Here is a 13,321-nt window from a genome sequence, read left to right on the forward strand (position 1 = left end):
ACATCATTTAGCACACACCAATAAAGAATGCCCTGAAAAATTGTGTTTTGTTAAGTGTTGATTAACCATGTTAGCAAAGACTGAAAGCACTCAGACGACAGTTTCGCATTCCAAAAGCGCGCTCTGATTGCCGAATTTACGCCACGCAATTGCATATCCGTAGACATCAGCTACCTGCGGCTTAGTCGTGTACGGAACAGGTTCGAGGAATGATTTAATGAAATTCCCAGTCTTTCTAGTGGTTTCCGTCAGCCTGATCGCGACAGGATGCACCGTCACCCCGAAACCGCTACCCCCGGAAGCGCATGCAAGCTTCGGCAAGGAGAGGCTTGCCCTTGCCACCGCCGATCAGGAGCCCATCTCCGGTAAGGTGGACTTGTACGAAGCCATGGCGAGAGCGTTGAAATACAATCTTGACACGAAGGTAGAGGTTATGCAGGCGGCGCTCAAATTACGGGAGGCGGATCTGGTAAGCTATTCCGCACTCCCTAAGATTGTAGCTGGCGCAGGGTATGCTGGCCGCAACGAAGCGGACCCGACCGAGGCCTCTACCCGCGATGATAGTATTGTTACAGCCGATCTGACCTCCTCCTGGAACATCCTGGATTTCGGCCTCTCCTATGTGCGCGCCAAGCAGGCGACGGACGAGGTGCTGGTTCAGGATGAGATGAAGCGGCGGATGGTCAACAAGGTCATAGAGGATGTCCGCACGGCCTATTGGCGCGCTGTGAGCTACCAGCGTCTCGTCGGCCGCATGCGGGCGCTTGAAGGCCGCGTCGCCCGCGCCCTGAGGGACACCCGCAATCTTTCGTCCAACGGCGAGACGTCGCCGCTGGTCGCGCTGACCTATGAGCGCGAACTGATCGAGGTCAAGCGCGAGGTCGAACTTCTGGAAGGCGAACTGCTCGTCGCCAAGACCCAGCTTTCCGCGCTGATGAACGTGAAGCCAGGCACGGAGTTCACGCTCGAGGTGCCCAAGCGCCGCGATACACAGCTGAAGATCAACTACACCTCGGAGGAGATGTTCAATATCGCGGCCACCAACCGGCCCGAAATGCGCGAGATTTCCTACCGGCTGCGGATCAACGGGCGCGAGGTGGATGCGGCGCTGCTCGACATGCTGCCCGGCATCAATCTCTATGCCGGACCGAACTACGATTCGAACGACTACATCGCCACCAACAACTGGGTGTCGTGGGGCGCCAAGGTCAGCTTCAATCTGATGAAGCTCGCGACGCTGCCTGCTGTGAACAGGAAGATCGAGGCGGAAAAGCAGATGCTCGACACGCGCTCGCTCTCGGTTGCCATGGCGGTCATGACACAGGTCCATATCAGCCGCGCCCGCTACGCCCACCTGAAGAACTCCTATTCCACGGCAGCCGCCCTTTCCAACGTTTCACGCCGGATCCTGACGCAGGTGCGCACCGAGACGGACGCCCAGAAGACCAGCGAACAGATGCTGATCCGCGAGGAGATGAATGCCCTGCTGGCGGATGCGAAACTCGATATGGCCTATGCCGACCTGCAGAACGCCTATGCCAACATCTACGCCTCGCTCGGCATCGACCCGTTCCCGCAAACGTTGCGCACCAACCAGCCCGTCAAGGAGATGGCTGGCCAATTGCGCGAGATGTGGCTGGAGCGCGGTGAATTGAAGACAGACCTCGTTGCGGCCAAATAACGGCCGGCATGGAGACCGTGATGAAGCACCTAGCGGCATCCGTTCTGATCATACAGCTTCTGGCGGGTGGCGTTGCCCACGCCGCCGACAGTGACGTCCCGGGCGCCGCCGCATCGCTCGAAGGGCTGCGCGGCATCGTTCGCGCCGCCGACGAAGCCTCGATATCGAGCGATCTCGGCTTCGCCATCGCCACCCTGCCCTTCAAGGAAGGAGAGAGCTTCAGGAAAGGCGATATCCTCGCCACCTTCGAATGCGGGGATATCCAGGCTCAGCTCAAATCGGCGGAGGCGGCAATGGCGGCGGCGAAGATCGCCCTTGCCAACGACGAACGGCTGGCGCGCTCGAACGCGGCGGGAAAATTCGAAGTCGAGATATCGCGCGCCAAGGCCGACCAGGCCGCGGGCGAGGCCGATGCCTATCGCAGCAAGCTCGGCCGCTGCACGATAAAGGCGCCCTTCGATGGCCGGATCGGGGCGATGCCGTCACGCGCGCATGAGACCCCGGAACCGAGCCGGCCAATCATGCATGTCGTCGCCAGCAACGACCTCCTGGTCGATGTGCTGGTGCCGTCCGTCTGGCTGCGCTGGCTGCGCGAAGGCCAGCAGTTTTCGCTGAGCGTCGACGAGACGGCCAAGACCCTGCCGATCGACATTGTCCGCATCGGCGCGACCGTCGATCCGGTCAGCCAGACCGTGAAGGTGACCGGGCGTTTCTCCGGCGATGCCGCCGGCATCCTGCCAGGCATGAGCGGTCCCACCCAGTTCAGAATTCCGAGTGAGTAGGCGAGCACGATGCAAGGTGTCGAAAAGCCAGTTGGCGATCCAATCAAGCTTCAGCCACCGGCAGCCGCCGCCGCCCAGCATGCCTACGAGCTTCTGCTCAGGATCGAAGCCGAGGCGCGGCGCGTCGAAAGCGTGGGCGAACTGCGTTTCCTCATCGCCAACGAGACGATGAAGCTCGCCAAGGCGCGGCAGATCTTCGTGCTTTCGGTGCCCAAGGGCGCCTTCAAGGTCGAGACGGTGTCGTCGATCGGCGCGGTTGATCGAAACGCACCGCGCATCCGCTTCATCGAGGGTCTCGTCAGGCAGCTTGCCCGCGAGGCCGGGCTGGCGAAGATCAAGGCCTTTACCCTTCCCGCCTATTGCCCGCCGGGCGAGATCGAACAGGACAGCTACCCGTTCCGATTCATGGCCTGGGTGCCGTTTCGACTGCGCGACGGCCATATCTTCGCGGGCATGCTTCTGGCACGAGAGACGCCCTGGCCGGAGGCGGATCTGCTGGTTGCCGAAAGGCTGGCCGAGACCTATTCCCACGCCTGGCGCGCACTGAGCGGACCGAGACGGCTGAAGCGCAAGCTGCCGATCAAGCCGCTGCTCGGCATCGTCACCTTGCTGGCACTGGCCGCGATGTTCATTCCCGTGCACATGACGGTGCTGGCGCCGAGCGAGGTCGTTCCCGTCTCTCCGGAGATCGTGGCGGCCCCGCTCGACGGCGCGATCGAGGAAATCCTCGTCAACCCGAACGCGAGCGTGGTAAAGGGACAGCCGCTCTTCAGGCTCGCCGATACCGCGCTTCGAAACGAGCTGCGCGTCGCCGAACAGGATGTGAAGGTGGCTCAGGCGCGGCTGATGCAGATCAGTCAGCGCGCGATTGCCGACCCGGAAGCGCGGCGCGATCTGGCGGTGACCAGGAGCGAACTGAGTGTCGCTTCGGCCAAGCGGGACTACGCCGCCGACATGCTGGCGCGCACCGACGTGAAAGCCGAGACGGACGGCGTGGTCATCTTCACCGATAAGCGGGACTGGATCGGTCGGCCGGTATCGATCGGCGAGCGGGTGATGGAGGTAGCCGACCCCAAACGCGTTCAGCTGCGCATCGACGTGCCGGTCGCCGACGCGATCGCGGTCGAGAACGGTGCGGCTGTCAGTGCATTTCTCGATTCCGATCCGCTGCGTCCGGTTGCGGCGAAGGCGCTGTCGTCCTCCTTCGATCCGCAGATGATCGAGGGCAATATTCTCGCCTATCGCATCTATGCCGGCTTTGACGCGGCGCCGGAGCGCGGGCTGCGTCTCGGCATCCGAGGAACATCGCAGATCTTCGGCGAGAAAGTGCCGCTCGCCTACTATCTGTTCCGCAGGCCGATCGCGGCCATCAGGCAGCGGCTCGGCCTATGACGGCGCCTCCCTCGCCCGATCTCAGGCTGCCTTCCTTGCGCGAAGATCTGCAGATCGTGCGCGGCGGCACCAGCCTGTCCGGCGAGCCGGTCTGGATCGTGCTCGACCCGATCCGAAACCGCTTCTTCCGCATCACGTTCGAGATGTTCCAGCTCTTGTCGCTCTGGAACGTCGCGCGTTCGCTGCGCGGTCTCATTCAGGCGGTGCATACGAAGTTCGGGCGGCTTCCCGAGCAGGAAGAGATTTACGCCGCGATGCGAATGCTGGAAAGGAGCTTCTTCGTAACGGAGCCTGCATCCGCCACCTGGCGGGCGCTTCACGCCGGCGCGACCCACCGGCACTCGCTCTTCATGCGGCTGATCCACAACTACCTCTTCTTCCGCATTCCGCTGGTGCGGCCGGACCGCTTCATCCGCAAGACGGCACCTTACGTTTCGGTGTTCTTCAGCCCCGTTTTCCAGGCTTTCACCATCTGCGCCGCCATGCTTGGGCTCTATCTGGTTTCCCGGCAATGGGATGCCTTCATCGGTACCTTTCCCTATGTATTCACGCTGGAAGGCATCGTGGTCTCCGTTGTCTCGATCGCGGTCATCAAGTCGATGCACGAGCTTGGCCACGCCTATGTCGCGCACCGCCACGGCTGCCGCGTGCCCACCATGGGCATCGCCTTCATGGTGCTGGTTCCGCTGCTCTACACGGATGTCAGCGATGCATGGCGGCTGAAGTCACGCTTCGACCGGTTGAAGATCGACATGGCCGGCGTGCTGACCGAGATGCATATCGCCGTGTTCGCGCTGCTTTTCTGGGTCTTCCTCCCCGACGGACCGTTTCGATCGGCGGCCTTCGTTCTCGCGGCCACCGGCTGGGTGCTCAGCCTGATCGTCAACATCAATCCGTTCATGCGCTTCGACGGCTATTACATCTTCGCCGATCTCCTAGGCGTCGAGAACCTGCAGCCGCGCGCATTCCGGCATCTGCGCTGGCGGCTTCGGCATCTGCTGTTCGACACCGACGAAGAGAGGCCGGATCGCTTCGGCCCGAAACTCGACGCGACCGTGACGCTCTATGCGATCGCCACGACGATCTACCGGCTGTTTCTCTATTTCGGAATTGCGCTCCTCGTCTATCACTTCACCATCAAGATCGTGGGTGTGATGCTATTCGCCGTCGAGATCGGCTTCTTCATCATTCGGCCAATCCTGTCCGAACTTCGGGAGTGGTGGACCATGCGCCATGACATCAAGACGAGCAGACGCACCTACCTGTCGCTGGCAATCTTCCTTGCGATCATCGCATTGATCTCGTTACCCATATTCAAGAACGTCTCCGCCCCGGCAGCGCTTTATCCCAACGAGTTCACGCGACTTTTTCCGATGGAGCCCGGAAAGATCGAGGCGATCGAGATCAAGCGCGGCGATGTCGTGAAGAAAAACGACGTGCTGTTTTCGATCAGCCGTCCCGAGCTGCAGCAGGAACTGCGCACGACCGAGATCGAGGCCGAGCTGACGCGCTACCGCCTGGCCCGCGTGCTCGCCGATCCGCAAAACCTCGTCGACCGCGGCATCCTTCAATCGCAACTGGCGGCACTCGAAGCCAAGCGCGACGGGCTTGCACGCCGTCAGGCATCACTGATCGTCCGCGCGCCTTTCGACGGTACCGTGATCGACATAGATCCGCAGGTCCACCTGGGCCGGTGGATCAGCCGCAAGGATCAGCTGGCGACAATCGCCGGTGCGTCCGGCACGGCGGCGCGCGGCTTCGTGTCCGGCGGCGACCGCGGTCGCCTCGAAGTCGGCGCGGCGGGACGCTTCATCCCCGACGATATCTCGCAGTCCTCGATGCCCGTGCTGCTCACCTCCATCGCTTCGGCCGGCGCCTCCGAAATCGATATTCCGCAGCTCACCTCGGAGTATCGCGGCGAAATCGCCGTCCACCCGCAAAACGCCCGCGAGCGACCGCGCCTCAGCCCTGTTTCGGCACAGTATGCGATCACCGCCGAGGTATCCGGCAAGCCTTTGTCGGAGACAGTGAGAGGCGTGGTCGTATTGAACGGCAAGGGCGAAAGTATTGCCGGGCGGGTTTGGCGCCAGGTTGTAAAAGTTCTGGTCCGCGAAGCGGGTGCCTGACATTTTCGTAAGAACTATGAAACCATTGCGGGCGTCATCGCTTTATATCACATACTGGGGATAGTATTCCGGGTGATCAAAAGCGGAAAGGATGCGCAATGCGCCTATTCAGGTCGAGGACAGGTCACCATCACTCCGTGTGGAAGCGTGACACCACCGGCCGGGCCTATGCCAGCCATGGCAGGTTCCGGCTGACGATCAACGGCGCCAACGAGCGGTGGTTCTATCGCGTGTCCGACATGAACGGCGAACTGCCCTCGGTCGACAGCAACCCATTTCCCACGGAACGCGAAACGATGAAGGCCGTTCAGGCAGAGCTCGATGCCACTGCCGGCGAGTTGCCGCCGCTGCCTGAATACTGATCACGGTGCCATCAAGGCGACCGAGACGGGTCAACCCGTAACACCGGTGACAAGCCTTGCGCTCACTTCAATTCCGCCGGCTTGGCCGAGCCAGATCATGGCGAGCCGATCGCCGGTCTGCTTTGCCAGATACATGTAGTTGTCGGCGCGTTTCACGAACGAGGCCGCGTCGTCCTCCGGCTGAAGCAGGGTGACCCCCATCGCCGCGCCCAATTCGACAACCACGCCTTCGACGGCGATCGGCTTGAAAATGCGATCCACCGCGTCCTTGAGCGTCAGTTCCACGTCGTTCAGATGCGAGGGATCGACTTCCAGAAGCACGACGAATTCATCGCCGCCGATGCGCGCGATGAAATCATTGGCGCGGAAGCTGTCGCGAAAACGGCTCGCGATGATCCTCAGCACCTCATCGCCCGCGCCATGCCCCATCGTGTCGTTGACGGCCTTGAAACCGTTGAAATCGATGAAGGCCAGCGCCAAGAGCTTCTCGCTGTCGTCGCGCCGCTGCAGGTGTTCGGCCAGAACCTCATCGAAACAGGCGCGATTGGGAAGACCCGACAGCGCGTCGGTGCGCGCCGAAGCCCGGAGTGCGAGTTCGATCTCGTGCTGGTGGCGAACACGCGCGGACATGTCGAGAATGACTTCGACATCGAACGATACGCCATCGATGACCGTGCGTTGCGCGGAGATCAGCGTCGGCAGGACGGTACCGTCGGCATGGCGGATATCCACTTCCTCCAGCACGTAGCCACCTTCCTCGGCCAGCATCCGGTGACGCCGGTCACGCGCCGGACTGCTGATCGCAGCCCCTTCCGCGATCAGCGTCTTCCCGCTGATATCCTCCCATTTAAGGCCCGTCAGCCTGAGATAGGCGTCGTTTACCTTGAGATAGCTAGATGTCTCGGTGTCGCTGGTCGAGACGGCCATGGCGATCGGTGCGAACTCGAACATTCGCATCAATATCGAAGTCAGGATCTCTGGTGGCAGTATCTCTTCGTCGGCCATACACGTGATCACAAAAAGTACAGGCGCTCTTCTAACAGACGAAAGTTAAGCTCTTCTGACTTATAATGCTAATTTACCAAACAGATGGCTGCGATGCCTTACGCGATTTCGCGCGGGATAAAATCGTGACCGCCGCTTTGCAACCGGTGTGAATGCCCCTATCTTGCGTCATCATCGTCAACGAACAAGGGCTCCTGTGTTTCTCGAAATTGGAATTGTGGTCTTGCTCACCATTGTGAATGGTGTGCTCGCCATGTCGGAATTGGCGGTCGTGTCCTCCAGACCCGCCCGCCTGAAAGTTCTCGCCGATCACGGAAGCAGAGGAGCCGCACAAGCCATTAAGCTTGCCGAAAACCCCGGCAGGTTCCTGTCGACCGTGCAGATCGGCATCACCCTGGTCGGCGTACTCTCCGGTGCCTTTTCAGGCGCCACGCTCGGCAGCCGCCTGACCGGCTGGCTGGAGTTTCATGGCGTCTCGCCCGCCGTCGCCGACGCGGTGGGCGTCGGTACCGTCGTCATCGCCATCACCTACCTGTCGCTGATCGTCGGCGAGCTCGTGCCGAAGCAGATCGCGCTGCGGGAACCGGAAGCCGTCGCCTCTAGGCTCGCGCCGGCCATGACGGTCCTGTCGAGGATGGCGCTGCCCCTCGTCTGGCTGCTGGACGCCTCCGGCAAGCTCGTCCTGAAGCTGCTCGGGCAATCCGGGAAAGCCGGCGACAATGTCTCCGACGAAGAGATCAAGACGGTGCTGGCCGAAGCGCAATCCGCGGGCGTGATCGAAAGCGAGGAGTCCGCCATGATCTCCGGCGTGATGCGGCTTGCCGACCGCACGGCGCGCGCGCTGATGACGCCGCGCCGCGATGTCGAGATCATCGACGTGGACGACAGCCTTGACGAAATTCGCGCCCAGCTGCACAGCACGAAGCGATCGCGACTACCGGTGCGAAAAGGCAGCTCCGACGAGGTGCTCGGCGTGCTTGCGGTCAAGGATTTCTACGACGCGATGTCGGTTCAGGGCACCGCCGACCTGAAGGCGATCACGCAGGACGTACCGATCGTTTCGGATCTTTCCAACGCCATCAGCGTCATCCAGGCGATCCGGACATCGCCGGTGCACATGGTGCTTGTTTTCGACGAGTACGGCCATTTCGAGGGCGTCATCTCTTCCGGCGACATCATGGAAGCGATCATGGGCGCGCTGCAGGACGGCCCGATCGACGAACAGGCGATCGCGCGCCGCGACGACGGCTCCTATCTCGTCTCCGGCTGGACACCGATCGACGAGTTCGCGGAATTCATGAGCCTGAAGCTGGGTGACGATCTCGAATACCAGACGGTCGCCGGCCTCGTTCTCGAGGAGCTGAAACACCTTCCGGTACTCGGCGAAAGCTTCACCAGGGATGGCTGGCGCTTCGAGGTCATCGACCTTGACGGCCGACGGATCGACAAGATCCTCGTCAGCTCGCTGGACACGCGCCAGACAGCCGACGTCGAATAATCAAGACAGGACATGCGGCGAGCGGACCGGACACGATACCGGCTCGCCGCATGCTCTTTGGCGCGGTGACCATTTCAACGCTTCATGTCGGGGCACAGATACGGTGCCTTGGCGACGCTGTAACGGTGCTCGACCGTATCCTTTCCGGCCTTTACGCGAAGCGTCAGCTGAGTCGGCGATACCGATTGCACCTTCGCGGTGATTTTCGCGCCATCTTCGTCCCAGGTAACCGTATCCTGGGAGGCGCGGCTCCATTTGCGAAGCGCGTAGGTTTCCCAGCACGAATCCATCAGCAGACTGCCGTCGGCCATGAACACCATCATCACGCCGGGGAGACCGGATTGCGGCTTGGTCTCGACCCACGCCCGGCCGACGAGCGGATCGGCGGCCGGTGCTTGTGCCGCCCAGATCGGCGCCGCCATCATCGCCGTTGTTGAAAGCGAAATCGCCAAGGTCTTGTATAAATTATTCAATTCTCGCTCCTCTGCTCTGCAACCATGTTCCAAGAGATACCAACCGAAGCGACAGGATTGTGACCGCCCCGCGCTTTTCGGCCGCATTTCCGCTTTAGGGACGCTCGGCGAACGGACGGCCCACCATGCATTCTACGCCATCTTGCGCGCAGCACACGTCTCAAAACGTCACGCGGCGAGGCCAAGAAGGTTGCCTGTCTCGAAAATTAGTCCGTCATAAACCATACGTTAGGGATCTGTTGACCATAATAGCCTGCAAAGCGACTTCGCCGATCACAAGTTCCGGCCGTCGCGCCCTTCAACAATGACGGAAGTCGTGTTCGTGTACCATGCAGTCTTTTCCGTTCCCCTGACCACGCTGGCCCTTGCGGTGTCGCTTGTTGCGCATCGAATGGCCGTGATCGTCATTGTCATGTTCGCTGGCATGGCCGGCGCCGCACAGGCTGCCGAGGGCGATCGCGCGCTCAATCTCTATTTCACCCACACGGGAGAGCGGGCGACCATCGTCTTCAAGCGCAACGGCAAGTACGATCCGAGGGGTCTGATGCAGATCAACCGCTTCCTGCGTGACTGGCGCCGCAACGAGCCGACCAAGATGGATCCGCGCCTGCTTGATCTGGTTTGGGAAGTCTACCAGCGCAGCGGGGCCAAGGAGCCCATCAACGTCGTCTCCGCCTATCGCTCGCCCGCCACGAACAACATGCTTCGCACCCGTTCGCGCATCAGCGGCGTCGCCAAGAAGAGCCAGCACATGCTGGGCAAGGCCATGGACTTTTACATTCCGGGCGTGAAGCTTGCCACGCTGCGCGCGCTCGCGATGCAGATGCAGGTCGGCGGCGTCGGCTATTATCCGACCTCGGGCTCGCCTTTCGTGCATCTCGATGTGGGCAATGTTCGCGCCTGGCCGCGCATGTCGCGCCAGGAACTTGCCCGGCTGTTTCCCAGCGGTCGTACGCTGCATCTGCCGGCCGACGGCAGAGCCCTGCCCGGCTATGAGCTAGCGCTCGCCGACCAGAAACAGCGCAACCGCCCCGTGGCGATAGAGACCATCCGCGCGTCGGAGAGCGACGACGAGGATGCTGGTTCGCCGCCCGCACCCAGGCCCAGTCTCGTGACCGCGATGCTGCCGGTGCCGCAAACCCGCGCCGAACGCGGCCTCGAACTTCAACTTGCCCGGCCGACGCCCCGCGCCGACAATACCACTCCCGACCTCGCGTCGCTCACAGTGCCGCTGCCGACATTCAGGCCGGCGCTTGATGAAAATGCCACGGCAAGCATTCCCAAGCCGGCCGCGCCGGTGCTGCTTGCCCTCGCCGTCACGGGCAAGGGCTCGGCGGGCCAGCTTCTTCTCGCACGCCATGCGGGCGGCTCCCTCGCCGGCAGCGCGGCGAAGCGCCCCAACATGATCGCCGTTCCGGCACGCGAACCGCAGGCCGTATCGGCGGGCGTCGGCGCCATGTCGGGCGCGGCGTTGGTCTCCTGGGCGCTGCAGCCACCGGGCATGACCATCAAGATGACCGCTCCCCGTCCGTCCGGCATGCGTCTGACGACGCTGGATGACGTCGGTCCGACCATGGATAGCGATAACACCGAATTCGCGGAAGACGAGTTCGACGAAGACAGGTTCGCCCTAGACGGCTAGGGCGGATCGTCAGCCGCCCACCATCCATCGATCCACAATACTCAGTATTGCGTGAAATCGCCGGTTTCCGATTGAAGCAGCGTCAGCGGATAGCGGGCGGGATGGTGGACGAGCGCGGTCATGTTGACCGGGCGATTGCGGTCGTCAAAGGCGATCTGATCGACTGTCAGCACCGCGGCCGGCGGCGCCAGCTGCAGCAGCCGCGCCTCATCATCATCAGCCAGGCGCGCACTCAGCGTCGTCTGGCCGCGTTTCGGAAATATGCCGTAGCGCTGCCGCAGCTCTTCGTAGAGCGAGCGATTGGCGATACCCCAATCGAGCGCCAGCAGCGCTGGCACGCGCCCGGCGGGTATCCAGTCGGTCTGGATCACGGCCGGAATATTGTCGAGCAAGCGCAGGCGCGATAGCACCACGACTTCCGCGCCGGGGGCGAGAAAGAGCGGCCTGCTCACTTCCAACGGCGCCCGAACGAGACGTGCCTCGATCAGCTGGTGACCCGGCGTACGGCCATTGGCGAGCGCGATGCTGGTGAAGCTCTTCAGCACCTGCAGCTCGAAGCCGCCGCCGCGCTCGGTGACATAAAGCCCTTTGCCGGGCTGACTATGGACCACGCCCTGCTGGATGAGTTCGCGCACAGCGTGGCGAATGGTGATCCGGCTCACATCGTAGAGATCGACGAGCTCGCGCTCGGAGGGCAGCTTGCCGCGCAGCGGCAGACGTCCGTCGCTGATCGCCGCCAGCAGTGCCTCATACACCTGCTTGTGCAGCGGCCGCGGGTCGCCGCGATCGATGACGCCGCGTGTTGCGATCAATGTGTCGTCGGTTTCGAGCGTCTTCAAATTCGATCTTCCCTGGGCTTTGGCCGCCTCTGCCCTTCTCATCTTCAACGCAATTCTCTCGAAAGTCCATATTGACATAACTGGTCATAACCAGTCCTATTGATGGCAAGGAGCCAGAAGAGCCCTGACGATGCCGTGCATTATCACAATCAAGGGAACCCACCATGCTTAAGAAGAGCCTTGCCGCCCTCGCGTTCTCCGCCGCCCTCTGGAGCGGAACGGCCCACGCTGAGACGATTTCCGTGTTCTGCGCGCCGACGGAATTCGAGCTTTGCACGAATGTCGCCAATGCCTGGAAGGAGAAGACGGGCAACGAAGCGAAGATCAACAAGATGCCGGCGCTGCTGGATGACGCCATTCCGATCTATCAGCAGCTGATCGCCTCGAAATCCTCGGATATCGACGTGCTGTTCCTCGACGTCATCTGGCTCGGCATGTTCAAGAACGGCCTTCTCGACCTGAAGACCGCCATCCCGCAGGCCGATCAGGACAAGCACTTCGCCTCCACGCTCAACGCCGCCAAGCTCGATGGCAATCTGGTGGCGATGCCTGCCTACATGGACGTCGGCCTGATGTTCTACCGCAAGGACCTGCTGGAGAAATACGGCAAGCAGCCGCCGAAGACCTGGGATGAACTGGCCGCGACCGCCAAGGAAATCCAGGACAAGGAGCGCGCCGACGGCAAGGGCGATATATGGGGCTATGCATGGCAGGCCAAGAGCTATGAAGGCCTGACCTGCGACGCGATCGAGCTCATCGCATCGAACGGCGGCGGCACGATCATCTCCGACGATGGCAAGGTAACCATCGACAATCCGAAGGCCGCCGAGGCGATCGAAAAGGCAAAGGGCTGGATCGGCTCGATCAGCCCCGAGGGCACGCTGAACTATGACGAGGAAGCCTCGCGCGCCGTCTTCGAGTCCGGCAACGCAGTCTTCCACCGCAATTGGCCTTATGTCTGGGGCACGTCGCACAAGGAAGGCAGCGCCGTTGTCGACAAGGTCGGCGTCATGCCGCTGCCCGTCGGCGCGGAAGGCCAGAAGTCGAGCGGATGCCTCGGCCCGATGTATTACGGCGTCTCGAAGTACAGCGCCAAGCCCGAGGTCGCGGCCGACTTCGTGAACTTCATCACCGGGCCCGACATGCAGAAGAAGCGCGCGCTTCAGGATGCGGTCAATCCGTCGATCCCGGCGCTCTACAGCGACGCCGACGTGCTGGCGAAGATCCCCTTCCTCAAGGACAACCAGCAGGCCTTCGCCGACAGCGCGGTGCGCCCCTCGGGCTATACCGGGACCAGCTACAACCGCGTCTCGCAGGCCTTCTATCGCGCCGTCCACGACATGCTGTCGGGCGGCGGCGAGATCAAGTCCGGGCTGACCTCGCTCGCCGGACGGCTTGAAAAGCTCAAGGAAAGCCGTTGAGCCCGAACTGAACCTACGAGGGTGGGCCGGCGAACGGTCCCGCCCTCGTCGCGCGCATCGAAAATCGCCGCCGGCAGGGTGGCGATCCAGTTATCGTGAT

The 13,321-nt window shown here is 62.0% G+C and carries 11 protein-coding genes; 8 read left to right on the forward strand and 3 right to left on the reverse strand.

Going from position 1 to position 13,321, the window contains the following annotated elements; translation table 11 throughout:
• Positions 1-217: 217 nt before the first annotated feature.
• The 5 genes from P3R82_RS04890 (at position 218) to P3R82_RS04910 (ending at position 6,343) form a co-directional block, all read left to right on the forward strand.
• Positions 218-1,681, forward strand: a complete 1,464-nt coding sequence (locus P3R82_RS04890; protein WP_283193224.1) for a TolC family protein — start codon at positions 218-220, stop codon at positions 1,679-1,681.
• A 20-nt stretch (positions 1,682-1,701) separates the two neighbouring features.
• Positions 1,702-2,463, forward strand: a complete 762-nt coding sequence (locus P3R82_RS04895) for an efflux RND transporter periplasmic adaptor subunit (protein ID WP_283193225.1) — start codon at positions 1,702-1,704, stop codon at positions 2,461-2,463.
• Positions 2,464-2,472: 9 nt separating this feature from the next.
• Positions 2,473-3,855, forward strand: coding sequence for an HlyD family efflux transporter periplasmic adaptor subunit (locus P3R82_RS04900; RefSeq protein ID WP_283193226.1), 1,383 nt, complete (start codon positions 2,473-2,475; stop codon positions 3,853-3,855).
• Between the two features lie 35 nt (positions 3,856-3,890).
• On the forward strand, positions 3,891-5,981 hold the full coding sequence (locus tag P3R82_RS04905; RefSeq protein ID WP_283193227.1) for an HlyD family efflux transporter periplasmic adaptor subunit: 2,091 nt from the start codon (positions 3,891-3,893) through the stop codon (positions 5,979-5,981).
• Between the two features lie 98 nt (positions 5,982-6,079).
• Positions 6,080-6,343, forward strand: coding sequence for a hypothetical protein (locus P3R82_RS04910; RefSeq protein WP_283193228.1), 264 nt, complete (start codon positions 6,080-6,082; stop codon positions 6,341-6,343).
• Between the two features lie 30 nt (positions 6,344-6,373).
• Here the strand turns inward: P3R82_RS04910 and P3R82_RS04915 are convergent, their stop codons facing one another.
• The gene (locus P3R82_RS04915) at positions 6,374-7,294 is read right to left on the reverse strand and encodes a GGDEF domain-containing protein (RefSeq protein ID WP_283193229.1); all 921 of its coding nucleotides are present in this window, start codon (positions 7,292-7,294) and stop codon (positions 6,374-6,376) included.
• A gap of 250 nt (positions 7,295-7,544) precedes the next feature.
• Here P3R82_RS04915 and P3R82_RS04920 point away from each other — a divergent pair, with 250 nt between their 5' ends.
• On the forward strand, positions 7,545-8,846 hold the full coding sequence (locus P3R82_RS04920; RefSeq protein WP_283193230.1) for a hemolysin family protein: 1,302 nt from the start codon (positions 7,545-7,547) through the stop codon (positions 8,844-8,846).
• A gap of 74 nt (positions 8,847-8,920) precedes the next feature.
• Here P3R82_RS04920 and P3R82_RS04925 read toward each other — a convergent pair whose 3' ends face one another.
• Positions 8,921-9,319 (reverse strand): hypothetical protein, encoded by a 399-nt coding sequence (locus tag P3R82_RS04925; RefSeq protein WP_283193231.1) that lies wholly within the window; start codon positions 9,317-9,319, stop codon positions 8,921-8,923.
• Positions 9,320-9,635: 316 nt separating this feature from the next.
• On the opposite strand from P3R82_RS04925, the gene P3R82_RS04930 reads away from it, so the two are divergent.
• Positions 9,636-10,961 carry a DUF882 domain-containing protein gene (locus P3R82_RS04930; RefSeq protein ID WP_283193232.1) on the forward strand — a complete coding sequence of 442 codons (1,326 nt, stop codon included), beginning with the start codon at positions 9,636-9,638 and terminating at the stop codon, positions 10,959-10,961.
• A 41-nt stretch (positions 10,962-11,002) separates the two neighbouring features.
• Here the strand turns inward: P3R82_RS04930 and P3R82_RS04935 are convergent, their stop codons facing one another.
• On the reverse strand, positions 11,003-11,800 hold the full coding sequence (locus tag P3R82_RS04935; RefSeq protein ID WP_283193233.1) for a GntR family transcriptional regulator: 798 nt from the start codon (positions 11,798-11,800) through the stop codon (positions 11,003-11,005).
• Between the two features lie 164 nt (positions 11,801-11,964).
• Between P3R82_RS04935 and P3R82_RS04940 the strand changes: the two genes are divergently transcribed.
• The gene (locus tag P3R82_RS04940; protein ID WP_283193234.1) at positions 11,965-13,221 is read left to right on the forward strand and encodes an ABC transporter substrate-binding protein; all 1,257 of its coding nucleotides are present in this window, start codon (positions 11,965-11,967) and stop codon (positions 13,219-13,221) included.
• Positions 13,222-13,321: the final 100 nt, after the last annotated feature.

Source organism: Rhizobium sp. AN80A (assembly GCF_030053015.1).
Taxonomy (GTDB): Bacteria; Pseudomonadota; Alphaproteobacteria; order Rhizobiales; family Rhizobiaceae; genus Rhizobium; species Rhizobium metallidurans.